A 14676-nucleotide genomic window follows, 5' to 3' on the forward strand; every position below is an offset into this window, starting at 1 on the left:
CACTTTTGATGTAAGGAAATTCAATTGTTAGCACTTGTCGAATCACAGTTAATTTTAAAATCACTCACATTGGCGCCTACCGATGAAATTTATGTGTTGGATGCCACTACGCTGAATTTGCTTTATGCGAGTGATGAGGCACAAAAGAGAATCGGCAATGATGAGTTAATGATTCAACCTGAACAGTTGGAAGCAATCCTCGGGGTGAGTTCAAAAACTTTGGTCACGTATGTAAACCAGCAGCGTGACAAAAAAGCACTGTTCGAATTGAGCGTCAATCAGCCGCTGCCTGAGGCTGGGGTTCATAAAAATCAACTCCGTGTTATGCTAATACAATCAGGTCAAACCGAATATATTCTTGTGACAAAAAGCGAAATCTCCCCTAACGAAAAAGTAGTGATGGCACTCAGCGAGAGTGAATCGCGTTTCCAAGCCATTGTCTCCAATATTCCTGGCTTGGTGTTCCAAATGCAAATGACGGCTGATCACGAAGTGAGTTTTCGTTATGTGAGTGACGGCTGTGAAGCGTTACTAGGACTTACCGCAAACGACTTGCAGGTAGATGCACAGCAGTTGTTTTCTATTATGAATACGCGCGACCGCCAAGATTTACGTGCCAAACTCATCAGCAGTGCGCAAAGCCTAGAAAAATTGGATTGGGAAGGGCGGGTGTGGATTGATGGTTGGCAAGATACCAAATGGATTAACTTGCGTGCCACTATTAGCCAGTTAGGCGATGGTGTGGTGCAGTGGGATGGCATTATGCTGAACATCACACAAAGTAAATTAGAGAAGTTAGAGATTGAACAGTCACGCCGTGAGCTAGAGCAATTGACTGCCCATATGAATCAAGTGAAAGAGCAAGAGCGTATTAGCATTGCGCGCGAGATTCATGATGACTTGGGTGGTAATCTAACCGCTATTAAAATGGGCCTGGCCAGCATTGCACAACAAATCGCTGCACAGCAATCCGTATCTTTAGAACAAACCGCTAACTTAGAAGCGATTGTGAACCGTACGTTTGAAGCGGTACATCGTATCTCTGGCAATTTAAGACCGAGCATTTTAGACCTTGGTATTGTCGATGCAGTTGAGTGGCAGGTGAATCAGTTTAAAAAACAAGTCGGTTTAAAATGTGTATTTAGCACTAATCAAGCAGAGATCATGCTTTCCACAGAGCAATCGATGGCTTTATTTAGAATCTGCCAAGAATCACTTTCCAATATTGCGAAATATGCCAAAGCCTCACAAGTGAATGTGAGCTTAGAAGCCTCGGGCTATGAAGTAACACTACGAGTGATTGATAACGGTATTGGTATCAATGATGTGGATAAACTAAAAACCAACTCATTTGGGCTTCGCGGTATGCAAGAACGTGTGTCTGCATTGAATGGTAGCTTATCTATTGGCGTGGTAGACCAAGCGAGTAGCGGTACCAAAGTAGAGGTCACTTTGCCGATATAAACCCCGTTATAAATTCATCACTTCTCTTGTAGTTTCGATAGTTAGTTAGCCACCCACAGGGTGGCTTTTTCATTTTGTAATTTTAATTAACTGTTTAAATACAATTATTTATTAATAAATTATCAAAAATTTACACTTATTTTTTTGTTTGGCACGCAATTTGCTGTTAAGTAATTAACAGTTAAGGGGTGCGTATGAACAACAAAAAAATTAGAGTGATTGTGGTAGATGACCATGCCATTTTAAGATCAGGCATCAAACAAATCTTATCCACCACCGGTGAAATTGAAGTGGTTGCCGAAGCAGAAAATGCGACTGAAGCGATTAAATTTGCGCGTGAGATTGAGGCCGATGTGATGTTGCTGGATATTTCACTGCCAGACCGCAGCGGCATGGACGCATTGAAATGCATCAAACGCGATAATCCTTCACTGTCTGTATTGATGTTGTCTATGTATATGGAAGATCAATACGCTGTACGCGCTTTAAAATCAGGGGCTTCTGGCTACTTATGTAAACACAGCGCATCTAATGAATTATTGTCAGCCATTCACGCCTTAGCCAAAGGCAAAAAATATATTACGCCAGAAGTGGCCGAGATTTTGGCTGAGCAAGTCAGTGATGAAAAAACACAAAATCCGCACGAGACACTTTCAGACCGCGAATACCAAACGATGATCATGATTTCATCGGGCTTCTCTGTGAGTGAGATTGCCGAAAAATTATCGCTCTCTGTAAAAACAGTGAGTATGTACCGCACACGTTTGTTAGAAAAAATGCATTTACGTCATAACTCTGACATCACGCATTACGCGATTAAGAATCAACTGGTTTAGATCTATCGGGAGGTAGTCCTCGGGGTTTGCTATGCAAACCCCATTTTTTTGCCTCGCATATCTACGTTTGTGCACTAATTCTCCTCAAAGTTTATCTTAAGAGATAGCTGGTTTTTGTCTCTTTGTTAATCCCTTCACCACACAAAATAATCGCTATCATGCTGATATATCGTATTTTTTAAGGAGTCAGCCCTAAATAAAAAGGTATTACCCTAAAGTTTTGAAAATGATAGCCGACATCATATTCATCGGGTCTGCTTAATCGGTAATTGTTTGAGGTTATGTGGGTTAAGTAACTGTTTCATAAAAAGTTTTGTTCTTACCCTAAACTTTTACAAAAGCTTACCGATAATAGATTTAAGTGCGACGCAATATGAAAAGTTGCCAAGCGAACAGTAGGGTGATTTGAATATTTTATTTTATTTAGGAGATTTATCATGGCTGCAGTAATTAATACAAACATTGCTTCATTAAACACACAACGTAACTTGAGCGCTTCACAATCAGGTTTAAATACATCTATCCAACGTTTGTCTTCTGGCTTACGTGTAAACAGCGCGAAAGATGACGCTGCTGGTATGGCGATTGCAACACGTATGGACTCACAAGTACGTGGCATGAACGTAGCGATGCGTAATGCAAACGATGCGATTTCTTTTGCACAAACTGCTGAAGGTGGTTTGAGTAAAGTAACAGACGCATTACAACGTATGCGTGAATTGGCAGTGCAATCTGCCAACGGCAGTAACTCTGCTGGTGACCGTACAAACCTAGATGCTGAGTTCCAAGAACTAGCTGCAGAGGTGACACGTATCGGTACAGCTACTAAGTTTAACGGTACAGCAGTGTTTGGTGGTGGTTCAACTACATTCCAAATCGGCGCTGATTCTGGCGACACGATCTCTGTATCAGCAGTAGCTGCAGCAACCATTACAGGTAGCGTTTCAACAGCAGCAGCAGCAACAACAGCGTTAGGTGCAATTGATACAGCGTTAGATGCAACGAATACTAAACGTGCGACATTGGGTGCGGTACAAAACCGTTTTGAAGCTGTGGTAGGTAACTTGCAAGTGGCTTCAGAGAACCAATCAGCAGCTAAATCACGCATCATGGATACAGACTTTGCTGCAGAAACAGCTAACTTAACACGCGGTCAAATCTTGCAACAAGCAGGTACAGCGATGTTAGCGCAAGCAAACTCACTACCAAACAACGTATTGAGCTTGTTAAGAGGGTAATTCGTAACTTGAGTAAATTGACTTCCACAGGGCGAAAGCTCTGTGGAATTTTCAGTAAGATAGGGAGTACAACATGTTCCAATCTTCTTTAGATGCATACGGTACAGCTAAATTAACTGCTGTTCCAGGAAGTCAAACCGTTCAGGCCACTAGTGGCCTAAAAGTCGTTACGAAGCCAGAAGAGTCTTTACCAGCTGCTGTTGAATTAGATAGAGCAACATTGACTGGCGCAGTGAAGAAATTGAATGATTATGTAGCGCCTGCGTTACAAACCATTCAGTTTTCAATTGATCAGGAATCTGAGCGGATTGTCGTCAAAGTCGTCGATACCGCCACCCAAAAAGTGTTAAGACAGATTCCTAACGAAGAAGTAATGGCGATTACCAAGACGCTGGATAAGTTACAAGGCTTGGTGATTAGACAAACGGCGTAACAGCAAGCGTGCGCTTTAATAGGATGCAGTAAATATTAAGGATGGATAATTATGGCAACAGTCTCAAGTACCTCAGCAATTGATGTTAATTCAATTGTCAGTAGCTTAATGAGCGTTGAACAACGACCGCTCACCTTAATTACCAACCAAAAAACTGCTTACGAAGCTAAGCTTACGGCTTATGGCACTTTAAAAAGTGCACTTTCCACGTTTCAAACTTCGGTCAGTGCACTGGCAGCTGCTTCCAAATTTAACGCACAATCTGCCACATCTGCCACGCCTAGCATGTTTACCGCTACGGCAAATGGCAGTGCAACTATTGGTGATTACGCAATCACCGTGAATCAACTCGCAAAATCACAGAAAATTGCTTTAGATGGAGTGGCCAATACCACGGATGTCATCGGCACTGGAAAATTGACCATAGCGTTTGGTACGTATGCCCCTGAGATTGTTTCACCCGCCACGCCTGCTAGCTTTACTGCCAATCCAAACAAGACCTCATTTGATGTCACTATCGATGCAAGCAATAACACGCTAGCGGGTGTGCGAGATGCGATTAACGCTGCCAATGGTGGCGTGACGGCCACCATCGTCAATGATGGTACTGCCAATCGCTTGGTGATTACCTCTAAAGAAACGGGCGAGGTGAATAGTCTGAAGATTACCGTAGCCGATGATGACGGTAATCCAACGGATAACACGGGTTTATCGAGATTGGCTTATGATCCATTATCGACTGCGGGCGCTGGCAAGAACATGAGCCAGTTACAAGCACCACTGAATGCCTTACTCAATATTGATGGCATTGATGTAGTCAAAGCCAGCAATAGTGTGAGTGATGCGATTGAAGGCATTACCCTTAATTTGCTAGGCACCAGCAATAGTCAGCCCGTCAATTTGGCTGTGGCGTCCGATCAAGCCAAAATCAAAGAATCGGTGACGGCCTTTGTGGATGCGTATAACAAGCTGAACGATACCTTGCGTACCCTCACCAAATATGACGAAACTGGAAAATCTTCCGGTAAGTTGTTAGGCGATGCGACTGCACGCAATATCACGGCGCAAATTAAATCTGTGGTGACCAAAGTGGTGGATACGGGCGGCACGATTACTTCGTTGACCGACATTGGCGTGAGTTTTCAGCGTGATGGTAAATTGGCATTAGACAGCACTAAGCTGACCGATGCGATTAGCAACCATTTTGATGATATTGCAGCATTGTTTTCGACCTCTGCTAGGACTTCGGATGCGCAAGTATCTTACCTTGGTAGCACCAGTAAAACACAATCTGGCACCTATCCCATTACAGTTTCGCAATTAGGTTCCGATAATACTAATATGCTAGGCATGATCAACGGTGTTGCCGGCACTGGTTTGAATCAAGAGTTGATTGGTGCAGCCGGTGATGTCAGCGAAGGCTTACGAATTAAAGTGACCGGAGGCAGCACAGGCGCACGCGGTACAGTGACTTTTGTGAAAGGCTATGCTGCACAGTTGGATGATATTTTGGATGGTTTGCTGGACGATGAAGGTTTGCTGGCAGCTCGTACGGATGGCATTACGGCTTCAGTGAAACGTTTGGAGCAACAGACCGATGCGTTTAATTTGAAAATGACCGTGATTGAGAAACGTTACCGTGATCAATACACACGTTTGGATACACTGTTATCGAGTATGCAAAATACAAGCTCGTATCTCTCACAGCAGATTTCAGCGCTCGGCAATAACTAATAAAAAGGGGACATAACATGTTTGGATTTAAAAGTAATGGTGCCAATGTTTACGCCCAATTGGGTTTAGAAACAGGTGTGGTCGCCGCAAGCCCCAATAAATTAGTGGTGATGCTGTATGAAGGCGCTATTTCGGCTTGCCGCAATGCCATTACGCACATGGCTAATCAAGATATACAGCATAAAGGTGAGATGATTTCTAAAGCCATTTTAATCATTGAAAGTGGCCTACGTTTAAGCTTAGATAAAAAAGCTGGCGGTGAGATCGCACAAAGCTTAGATGCTTTGTACGCCTATATGTCACAACGTTTAACCATGGCCAATATCCATAATCAAGCGCCATTGGTTGAAGAAGTGATTGGCCTGCTCACAGAGCTGAAAGGCGCGTGGGAAGCGATTGAAAACCAAAAACCAAACGCTGCGGATCTGGCGAAAGTAGTGGCGATGCGGCCACAAGCCAATATTCCAGCTAACTATAACCGATTAGTATTTTAGGCGTATACATGCAAGCACAAACACTGATACCAGCATACACCGCACTGGCCGACACCATGGCGCAAATGCTGGCTGCGGCCAAGCAGAATAACTGGGATAAAGTATCTGAATTAGAGGCTGGCTACTTAGAAAACGTAGCGCAGATTAAAGTGTTAGAGCGCACGAGTATCCTCACGCAAGAAACCAAATCACAGAAAATAGAGATTATTCAGCGTATTCTGGCGGATGATCATCAGCTTAAATTGCTTATTCATCCATGGATGCAAAAGCTCAGCCAGTGGGTGCAACCCAGCCAGTCACAAGCCGCGCAAATGCAAGCAAAGTTGAATAGCGCTTATCAAATGTAGTTTTTGCCATGTTTATTCATAAACCAGAGCCAAGCAATCCCCAGCAGATTGGGTCGGTTTATCGCGTGGTCCCCGTATTGCCGGTGGGCGCAATCAATACGCCTTCGCAAGAGCTGGCGGCGCAAGCAAAACAGCTAACTCCCGGTGAGACCTATGATGCACGCGTGATGCAACGGGTCAGTGATACGACTTTTCTAGTACAAATTAACTCAAAACAAACACAGGTCAATCCAAATCAAGCGCAAGCAAATCTAACACAGGCACAGCCATTGTTGCTGAAAATGGATATCGGACAGCAGGCCAAACTGGGGCAAACTTTATCATTGCAATATTTGCAGGCGCAACCTGAGCTCACCTTTTTGCTCAAGCAACCCTCCACTGTGGGCTACACCGGCACAGCTGTCAATTTAAGCCAAGCCGGTAGCCTGCTTGGACAGTATCTGGGGCTAGCAGAAGCACAGCAACTATCTACACGTTATGAAGCCATCAACGTGATTACCCATTTCCCTAACAAGCCACAGTTGGTGGCGCAAGATTTAAAGCAAGCGCTAAGTCAGACAGGCTTATTTTACGAGTCGCATTTACAGGCGCTTTCACAAGGCCAATATGCGTTGAGCCAATTGAGGCAAGAGCCGCAAAATCAAGCCGGATTTAATCCGGCACACATCACGTTTCAGCAGTTAGCTGTGCTGGAACATCAGCGCTTTTCATGGCATGGCGAAGTATGGCCGGGCCAAACCATGACTTGGGATGTTTATCAGCAGCGTTTACCCTCGGACTCCAATGCGCAAGCCCAGTCGGAATCGCCAGAAGCGACTTGGACCGCGACTGAACTCAAGATTGATTTCCCACATCTGGGTGAAGTAAAGGCCAAGCTAAGTTTGGTCAATGGTCATTTGCGCATTCATTTGGAAAGCGGGCGTACCGACACCTTTGCCTTGTTACAGCAGCAAAAAACCAAGCTGGCGCAAACCATGCAAGAGAATCACCAATCGATAGATGCATTGACCGTGACGCAAACGCCTACTGTGATACAGGAGCGCGAATAAGCCTATGAGCCATCTGCCGACAAAGTATCATCAGCAAGCCATCGCGCTGGCTTACGACACTGGCGATTATGCGCCGCGAGTTGTCGCAAAAGGGCAGGGTTTGGTGGCAGAGCACATTATCGCGCTGGCCAAAGAGCATAATGTGTTCGTGCACGAATCTAAAGAGCTGATGCAAATGCTGATGCAGGTGGATTTGGATCAGCATATTCCACCAGCGCTTTATTTGGCCATTGCGGAAATTTTGGCTTGGCTGTACCGCATTGAAGAAGAAAAAGCACTCGCCAAGCAACCCACAACATTTACCGAGTAAACCATCTGCCGTAGAGATAGCCACCTACGGACCAATTTCATACAAGCATTGTGAGTTTGCATCTGCTGGCTGACGTGTTAAATTGATGATGTTCTGTTAGTGGGGTTCACCATGGCCAATCAAGAAAAATCGCTCGATAAAAATCTAGACCAATACAAAGTCAAACCAAATAGCAAATTCTCTTTAAGTAGTATTCAACCTAACGATAAATCTGAACGCAGCGATAGCAAAGCCAAAGATGCATTAGCGTTGGAAAAATTGGCGGTAGAGATTAATGCATTGCAGGATATCTTGCATGCGCAAGCCAAGCATAAAGTATTGCTGATTTTGCAAGGCATGGATGCCAGCGGAAAAGATGGCACGGTCAAACATGTGTTCAGTGAGTGTGATCCATTAGGCATTCGTTTAGCCAGCTTTAAAGCCCCCAGTGCAGATGAGTTAGCGCATGATTATTTGTGGCGTGTACACAGCCAAGTGCCCAAAAAAGGCGAGATTGTGATTTTTAATCGTAGCCACTATGAGGATGTGCTAATTGTAAAAGTGCACGACTGGATAGATGAAGCTGAGTGTAAACGCCGCTTCGCACAAATCAATGACTTTGAACGCATGTTGACCGAAACCGGCACGCTCGTCATCAAATGTTTTCTGCATATTTCTAAAGAAGAACAGAAAGTGCGCATGCAAGAGCGTTTAGATGACCCTACCAAAACGTGGAAATTCAATCCCGGTGATTTAAATGAGCGTGCTGTGTGGTCAAAATACATGGTGGCTTACGAGAATGCATTGCAAGCCACCTCTACCAGCTATGCACCGTGGTATGTAGTGCCCGCTGACTCCAAAACCAATCGCAACTTGCTGATATCCCGGTTATTGCTGAATGCGCTTAAATCACTCAAGCTTGAATATCCATCTGTACCAGCCGAATATAAGAAAATAAGCATAGAAGATTAGCTTGATTGGTTTTAGGTTTTTTAATAGTTTTTACGCCTTTTGAATGGTTCTTACACTTTTAATGGTTTTTACACTAGGGGTGCGAGAGCAATTGCGCAGATACTACGGTTTTTGTTGCACATGGATGGTATGAGTTTACGCTTTAGATTAAATCTGCTGGTGACGATGCTTTCTCTCGCGTTTATGCTCGCCGTGGGTTGGGTACTGGTGATTGATACACGTATTTCTATCCGTGAACGGGTGGAAGCCGCTACCCGTGTGACGGTGCAACTGTTAGATACGGTCATTGTGAGTTCTGCCATGAACCCGAGTTTTGGTCCAACGCATTTGGTAATGCAAGAGTTTTTGCGCTCTTTAGGCTATGTACGTAGCAGCCATATCGAGTTATATGATCACGCGGGAAATCCGCTTTATATCTCGCCCGAATCGACCTTTAAAAGCGATGTGGTACCGCCACAATGGTTTGTTAAATTAGTAGAGCCGCAAAAAGAATCGGTACAGCGCCGTATTCATTATGGCACCTTAATTGTGACTTCTAGCCCTGGTGGATCAGTGCGAGAGGCATGGTCCGGGTTTCAGCAATTAATTCTGATAGGTGTAGGGTTTTTTGTGACGCTTAACTTAATGGTATATGCTTTATTAAGCCATGCTTTGCGTCCGGTACGTCATATTCTTAATGCCATCAATAGTGTAGAGCAGGGCGACCTGACTGTGAAGTTGCCAGACTTTAAGTTGCCAGAGTTTGATAAGATTGGACATAGTTTAAACCGCATGGTGGTCTCGTTAGATGCAGAGCGTCAGTTGGAAGAAAACCGTCAGCTTACGCACTTAATACAAAAGCATATTGAGGACGAACGCAGAAGTTTGGCGCGTGAGTTGCATGATGAACTAGGTCAATATGTCACAGCTATCAAAACATTTGCGGTGGCCATTGCCAACAAAACCAAAGAAAAAGCACCCGATGTCGAAGCAAGTGCGCAAACCATTGTTGCCGCAGCCAATCATATTTACGATGGCATGCACAATATCATTCGCCAATTGCGCCCGGGCTCGCTAGATAACTTAGGCTTGAGCGAAACGCTGCGAGATTTAGTCAACACCTGTCAAAGCCAGCACCCTAATCTGGCCATCGATCTGGATTTATCTGGCAACCTCAATCAATTAGGTGAAAACATTAATATCAATGTGTTTCGTATCGTGCAAGAATCTATCAATAATGTAGTAAAACATGCAGATGCCAAACGTGTACACATTCAACTACACGCAAATCAGCAGGGCGATTTAGCGTTGACGATTCAAGATGATGGCAAGGGTATGGAAGTTTCTCAGGTAGATCAAAGCAATCACTTTGGCTTACTGGGTATGCGCGAACGAGTGCAGGCACTACACGGGCAGTTTAATATTGTGTCTAGCCTGCAAAAAAAATCGCGTGGAACTACAATCTCGATTGTGATTCCAAAAGCATTGAATACCTGAAATAGCGAGCGAATGTAATGAAAAAGGAGTGGTATGGGTCAGATTAACGTGATGCTGGTGGATGATCATGCGGTAGTGCGCATGGGATTTAAAATGCTGCTGGAATCCGCAAGTGATATTAAAGTGATCGCGGAGGCTGAGAACGGTGAGGCTGGTATTAAGGGCTATGTAGAACATAAACCCGATGTCGTGGTGATGGACATCACCATGCCCGGCATCGGCGGCATGGAGGCTATAGAGCGTATTTTAGCCAAAGATAGCCATGCGAGAATTTTAGTGCTGTCCGCGCACGAGGACTCGGTGCACCCTAAGCGAGTGCTGAATGCTGGCGCTATGGGCTATCTGACGAAGCGCAGTGCGGCAGAAGAGTTGATTAAGGCGATTCGTAGCGTAGCCAGTGGTAAGAAATACATAGAAGCCAGTGTGGCGCAACAAATGGCCATTCAGCAATTGTCCGGAGAGCAAAACCCTGTGGATGTGTTGAGCGAGCGCGAGTTTGAAGTGTTTATGTCTTTGGCCAAAGGCAAAACCACCAACGAAATTGCAGAAACGCTGTTTTTAAGCCCAAGAACAGTGGGCACCCATCTCTACAATATCAAACAAAAATTAAATGCCAACAACTCTGCCGAGATTGCGTTAATCGCCATGCGCAGTGGGTTGATTGATCCTTAAGTCACTTTCTTCATTAGTTGGATTTATAGCGTGCGATATTGAGATCGCCGGATTGAGACAACTCCACGGTGGCCATGCTGCCACTAGGGGGCTTGCCGAATGAAGGTGGAAGTAGAAAGGTAATCAGTGTCTGCGTGCTTTGTTCAGGCGATTGAATTTTACCTGTTGCCACCTGCCACTCTTGCCACTCAGCAGCATCTGGTAAATTAAGTGCGCCCTGCATGCGCGCTTTTTCAAACACCGCTAACTTTTCTTCACCAATCAACAAGTTAAATAACTCCACCTGTACTAGCGGGTTGGTTTTAAGAATCACGATTGGAATTTCTTGTGCTTCTGTCGGGTATTCGGGCAATGGCTCTTGGATTGCTTTCAGCGGTGCAAAGTCCATATTCAGCATGGCATTACGGTAGGGGTCGGGTGTTGGGTTGTACAACATGCTGTTGAGTGTTGGCTGCTTAGCGGCTGCCTTTTTATCTTCAGCTTCTACCGCACTTCCTATTGCGTTATCCGCTACGCTGGTTGCAATAGAGCGTGCGATTTGTTGCGCGATGGTGCCACCCAAACAGCCGGAAAGCACAAGAGATGTGCTTACAAAGCATACCAATCGAAATGAATGCATAAGTTTATACATCAAGTCATTAGCGCAATAAAGTTAAAGTAGGATATTAAGATTAATCCTAAGTGAATTAAATGTCTATAGCTTAGATACTCTGTGTGTGATTTACGCGGTTGATTTTTTCTGAGTCGTGGTATTGACGCTAATCATCCCACTCAAAATAATCATGCCGATAGCGATATATTCGCTGGCACTTAATGTCTCTTGCCAAAAAATCACGCCTAGCAAGGTAGCAAAAATGACGGTGGTATAGGCTAAGCTGGCCACAATCAGTGTATTGCCTGTTCTGTAAGCACGCGTCATGGCCAGCTGCCCAATGGTGGCAGATACGCCCAAGCCTAATAGCAATGGTAAGTCTTGCCATGCCAGTGCAGAAAAGTGGTCGAATAACATCCACAGTCCGCTGATGACTGTCGAGATACAGGTAAAGTAGAACACGGTGCGCCAATCGGGCTCATGTAGTGCCCCTAACTGTTTTACGTGTACATAAGCCATTGATGCGCCAAATCCTGATAGTAAACCAAGCGCACCAGCTAGCATGTTTTGGCTAGAAAAACTGGGTTTTAGCAGTAGCGCGATCCCAAGAAAGCCAAGCAGGATGGTGCCTAATAAAATGGGTTTTGGCTTCTCATGCAGTAAAAAAGGCGTGAGCGCTGCCAAAAATAATGCAGAGGTGTAATTGAGTGTGATGGCGGTAGCCAGTGGCAGGTGTGCAATGGCGTAAAAGAACAGTGCCAATGAGATCAGCCCGACCACGGCACGGCTCACTTGCTTGCCTAATACCGGCGTACGCAGTGGGAGCTTGTGATAAGCAATGTACCCATAAATGCTGATTAAACCGAAGATAGAGCGATAAAACACTAACTCTGCGTTGGAAAATTTTGGTGAGCCAAGCTTAACCAGTGCACCCATCACCCCAAACCCAATGGCAGCCACCAGCATCCATAGGCTACCAAGGTGCGGTAGCCGGCCTGATAATTGTAGTTTGCCAGCGCGCATGACGCTTATCTGGCGCTATCTGTGGGTAGAAATGGAGTGAGTTGTTCACGGTACCAGCGATGGAAATGCTCCAAGCCGGCTTCTAGTGGTTGTTGATAGGGGCCACGCTCGTCTATACCTTGCAGATAAAGTGCTTTGCGGCCATCGTGCATACGTTGGCAAATTTCTTTGTCTTCAACAGCCGTTTCCTCGTAAGCGGCTTGCTGTGCTTGCACAAATTCGCGCTCAAACAAAGCAATGTCTTCTGGGTAATAAAACTCAACTACATTGGTGCAGCTCTCAACACCGGTAGGAATCAAATGTGAAACGACCAGCACATTGGGATACCACTCAATCATCAGGTAAGGGTAGTACACAAACCAGATAGCGCCAAATGGTGGACGTTGCTGACCATGGTACTGTTCAACCGATTGTTGCCATTGGCGGTAAACAGGTGAGGCATGTACATCCGGACTTGACTTGTAACCTACTATTTGCACGCTATAGTGCTGGCCAAATTCCCAAGTTAAATCGTTGCAGTTCACAAACTGATTCAAGCCTGGATGGAATGGGCCAACGTGATAGTCTTCTAGATACGTTTCAATGAATGTTTTCCAGTTGAACTGGTAATGCTCAATGCTGACTTTGTCAAAATGGTAGTTGGTAAAATCAAATGCCTGCTTACAACCAAGTGCGGCAAGCTCCTCAGCAATATTGTGCGGCTTTTGCGTGATGTCAAATAGCAGACCTTGCCATTCCTGCAAGCGTGATTGCGCTAAATGTAGGCATGGGTCTTCTTTGAATAGGGGCGCGCCTATGAGTTTGCCTGATAAATCATAGGTCCAGCGGTGCAATGGGCAGACAATATTTGGCGTGTTGCCACGGCCATTCAGCATGATGGCTTGGCGGTGACGGCATACATTGCTCAGCAGTTGAATGCGATTTTCCTGATTAACCAACGCCTTCGCTTCGCCCATCCAGTCTAGCGCGTAGTAATCACCCGGATTGGGAATCATGCGTGCATGGCCAATATATTTGGGCGCTTGCGCAAATAGATGGTTGACCTCTAATTGATAAATATCCGGACTCAAATACCAATGAATTGGTAGCTGGCTAAACTTTTCCTGATGAGATGCTTTAGGGAGAGAAGTGACCGAAACCATAAACCTTAAATGTGTGCTGATGCGACAAAAGAGTGCAATTTTGCCTGAATCTCATTGAATTGAAAAGGTTTTTTATCGAATTGCCGGCATGTAATGTCCAAACGTGTGCAAGCCATAGCATCGGTTTTTTGGTGGTGACTTACGTGCGGGTAAAAGGTAAAAACCCTTTTTAATTCTTACTGTTAAGAGGGTATTCCATGTCAATTTTCTTGCTAAAAATTGAGATTTGCGCTAATCTCAAGGCTGATAAAAATAACTAATTTCACAAGAGGGAGCATGCCATGAAAAATCCGTTGGAATCTGTTGCAGGTACCATTATCTCAGGTGTGGTGTTAACTGTTGTATTGGTGTTTTTTCTTAAAAACTTTTTAGTTGCGGGGGTGTAACATGGATTGGATGCCCGCAATTGCAAGATGGATTCACTTTTTAGCCGGTATTACTTGGATTGGCTTATTGTATTACTTTAATTTTGTACAAATGGCAGCGTTAAAAGATGCTGCTGCAGATGGTACGGCGGCAGGAATTAGCAAGCATGTGGCCCCTAGAGCGTTGTTGTGGTTTAGATGGGCTGCCGTAGTGACTTGGTTGGCGGGCGCTGCCTTATTGGGTGCTAATTTCACAGATGCATTCTTGTTACGCAATGGCTTCGAGGCGATTGGCTTGGGCGCTTGGTTAGGGACAATTATGTTATTTAATGTTTGGGTATTGATATGGCCCAATCAGCAAAAGATTCTTGGTATGGTGCCAGCCGACGATGCGGCCAAGGCCAAGGCGCGACGTGTTGCCATGCTGGCGTCACGAACTAATGTCATGCTGTCCATTCCTATGCTGTTTTTTATGGCAAATGGATTGAGTCACCGCGCCGTGTTAGGGTTTTAAATATAGTTAAGGCAATAACGGCGGCCTTAGCCGCCG

The 14676-nt window shown here is 45.0% G+C and carries 16 protein-coding genes; 13 read left to right on the forward strand and 3 right to left on the reverse strand.

Annotation, left to right across the window (positions count from 1 at the left end):
* Positions 1-24: 24 nt before the first annotated feature.
* From A3Q3_RS13440 to A3Q3_RS0101050, 12 genes are all read left to right on the forward strand, one after another.
* On the forward strand, positions 25-1464 hold the full coding sequence (locus A3Q3_RS13440; RefSeq protein WP_020181697.1) for a sensor histidine kinase: 1440 nt from the start codon (positions 25-27) through the stop codon (positions 1462-1464).
* Between the two features lie 194 nt (positions 1465-1658).
* Positions 1659-2300, forward strand: coding sequence for a response regulator transcription factor (locus A3Q3_RS0101000; RefSeq protein ID WP_020181698.1), 642 nt, complete (start codon positions 1659-1661; stop codon positions 2298-2300).
* A 437-nt stretch (positions 2301-2737) separates the two neighbouring features.
* The gene (locus A3Q3_RS0101005; RefSeq protein ID WP_020181699.1) at positions 2738-3538 is read left to right on the forward strand and encodes a flagellin; all 801 of its coding nucleotides are present in this window, start codon (positions 2738-2740) and stop codon (positions 3536-3538) included.
* Positions 3539-3611: 73 nt separating this feature from the next.
* On the forward strand, positions 3612-3971 hold the full coding sequence (locus A3Q3_RS0101010) for a flagellar protein FlaG (protein ID WP_020181700.1): 360 nt from the start codon (positions 3612-3614) through the stop codon (positions 3969-3971).
* 51 nt (positions 3972-4022) lie between these two features.
* A complete protein-coding gene (gene fliD, locus A3Q3_RS0101015) occupies positions 4023-5705 on the forward strand; it encodes a flagellar filament capping protein FliD (protein ID WP_020181701.1) in 1683 nt (560 codons plus the stop codon).
* A gap of 17 nt (positions 5706-5722) precedes the next feature.
* Positions 5723-6199, forward strand: coding sequence for a flagellar export chaperone FliS (gene fliS, locus A3Q3_RS0101020; RefSeq protein WP_020181702.1), 477 nt, complete (start codon positions 5723-5725; stop codon positions 6197-6199).
* A gap of 8 nt (positions 6200-6207) precedes the next feature.
* Positions 6208-6546, forward strand: coding sequence for a flagellar protein FliT (locus tag A3Q3_RS13445; protein WP_020181703.1), 339 nt, complete (start codon positions 6208-6210; stop codon positions 6544-6546).
* 8 nt (positions 6547-6554) lie between these two features.
* Positions 6555-7595 (forward strand): flagellar hook-length control protein FliK, encoded by a 1041-nt coding sequence (locus tag A3Q3_RS14080; RefSeq protein WP_020181704.1) that lies wholly within the window; start codon positions 6555-6557, stop codon positions 7593-7595.
* Between the two features lie 4 nt (positions 7596-7599).
* Complete coding sequence (locus tag A3Q3_RS0101035; RefSeq protein ID WP_020181705.1) at positions 7600-7905, forward strand: EscU/YscU/HrcU family type III secretion system export apparatus switch protein; 306 nt, start codon at positions 7600-7602, stop codon at positions 7903-7905.
* 111 nt (positions 7906-8016) lie between these two features.
* On the forward strand, positions 8017-8856 hold the full coding sequence (locus A3Q3_RS0101040; RefSeq protein WP_020181706.1) for a polyphosphate kinase 2 family protein: 840 nt from the start codon (positions 8017-8019) through the stop codon (positions 8854-8856).
* 129 nt (positions 8857-8985) lie between these two features.
* Positions 8986-10332, forward strand: a complete 1347-nt coding sequence (locus tag A3Q3_RS0101045) for a histidine kinase (RefSeq protein ID WP_025224069.1) — start codon at positions 8986-8988, stop codon at positions 10330-10332.
* Between the two features lie 33 nt (positions 10333-10365).
* Positions 10366-11004 (forward strand): response regulator transcription factor, encoded by a 639-nt coding sequence (locus A3Q3_RS0101050; RefSeq protein WP_020181708.1) that lies wholly within the window; start codon positions 10366-10368, stop codon positions 11002-11004.
* A 13-nt stretch (positions 11005-11017) separates the two neighbouring features.
* Here A3Q3_RS0101050 and A3Q3_RS0101055 read toward each other — a convergent pair whose 3' ends face one another.
* The 3 genes from A3Q3_RS0101055 to A3Q3_RS0101065 all read right to left on the reverse strand — a co-directional run bounded on the left by A3Q3_RS0101055 (position 11018) and on the right by A3Q3_RS0101065 (position 13761).
* Positions 11018-11623 (reverse strand): hypothetical protein, encoded by a 606-nt coding sequence (locus A3Q3_RS0101055; RefSeq protein ID WP_232418320.1) that lies wholly within the window; start codon positions 11621-11623, stop codon positions 11018-11020.
* A 102-nt stretch (positions 11624-11725) separates the two neighbouring features.
* A complete protein-coding gene (locus A3Q3_RS0101060; RefSeq protein ID WP_020181710.1) occupies positions 11726-12619 on the reverse strand; it encodes a DMT family transporter in 894 nt (297 codons plus the stop codon).
* A 5-nt stretch (positions 12620-12624) separates the two neighbouring features.
* Entirely contained in the window at positions 12625-13761 is a 1137-nt protein-coding gene (locus A3Q3_RS0101065) for an aromatic ring-hydroxylating dioxygenase subunit alpha (protein WP_026361668.1), read from the reverse strand.
* A gap of 387 nt (positions 13762-14148) precedes the next feature.
* Between A3Q3_RS0101065 and A3Q3_RS0101075 the strand changes: the two genes are divergently transcribed.
* The gene (locus A3Q3_RS0101075; RefSeq protein ID WP_025224074.1) at positions 14149-14640 is read left to right on the forward strand and encodes a urate hydroxylase PuuD; all 492 of its coding nucleotides are present in this window, start codon (positions 14149-14151) and stop codon (positions 14638-14640) included.
* Positions 14641-14676: the final 36 nt, after the last annotated feature.

Source organism: Methylotenera sp. 1P/1, assembly GCF_000384355.1.
In the GTDB taxonomy this organism is placed as follows: domain Bacteria; phylum Pseudomonadota; class Gammaproteobacteria; order Burkholderiales; family Methylophilaceae; genus Methylophilus.

Bases quoted from the DNA above. Each gene is read 5' to 3' on its own strand.
- A3Q3_RS0101060 (WP_020181710.1), bottom strand. From the start codon at position 12,619: ATGCGCGCTGGCAAACTACAATTATCAGGCCGGCTACCGCACCTTGGT.
- A3Q3_RS0101055 (WP_232418320.1), bottom strand. From the start codon at position 11,623: ATGCATTCATTTCGATTGGTATGCTTTGTAAGCACATCTCTTGTGCTT.
- fliD (WP_020181701.1), top strand. From the start codon at position 4,023: ATGGCAACAGTCTCAAGTACCTCAGCAATTGATGTTAATTCAATTGTC.
- A3Q3_RS13445 (WP_020181703.1), top strand. From the start codon at position 6,208: ATGCAAGCACAAACACTGATACCAGCATACACCGCACTGGCCGACACC.
- A3Q3_RS0101005 (WP_020181699.1), top strand. From the start codon at position 2,738: ATGGCTGCAGTAATTAATACAAACATTGCTTCATTAAACACACAACGT.
- A3Q3_RS0101010 (WP_020181700.1), top strand. From the start codon at position 3,612: ATGTTCCAATCTTCTTTAGATGCATACGGTACAGCTAAATTAACTGCT.
- A3Q3_RS0101075 (WP_025224074.1), top strand. From the start codon at position 14,149: ATGGATTGGATGCCCGCAATTGCAAGATGGATTCACTTTTTAGCCGGT.
- A3Q3_RS0101065 (WP_026361668.1), bottom strand. From the start codon at position 13,761: ATGGTTTCGGTCACTTCTCTCCCTAAAGCATCTCATCAGGAAAAGTTT.
- fliS (WP_020181702.1), top strand. From the start codon at position 5,723: ATGTTTGGATTTAAAAGTAATGGTGCCAATGTTTACGCCCAATTGGGT.
- A3Q3_RS0101050 (WP_020181708.1), top strand. From the start codon at position 10,366: ATGGGTCAGATTAACGTGATGCTGGTGGATGATCATGCGGTAGTGCGC.
- A3Q3_RS0101045 (WP_025224069.1), top strand. From the start codon at position 8,986: ATGAGTTTACGCTTTAGATTAAATCTGCTGGTGACGATGCTTTCTCTC.
- A3Q3_RS14080 (WP_020181704.1), top strand. From the start codon at position 6,555: ATGTTTATTCATAAACCAGAGCCAAGCAATCCCCAGCAGATTGGGTCG.
- A3Q3_RS0101040 (WP_020181706.1), top strand. From the start codon at position 8,017: ATGGCCAATCAAGAAAAATCGCTCGATAAAAATCTAGACCAATACAAA.
- A3Q3_RS0101035 (WP_020181705.1), top strand. From the start codon at position 7,600: ATGAGCCATCTGCCGACAAAGTATCATCAGCAAGCCATCGCGCTGGCT.
- A3Q3_RS0101000 (WP_020181698.1), top strand. From the start codon at position 1,659: ATGAACAACAAAAAAATTAGAGTGATTGTGGTAGATGACCATGCCATT.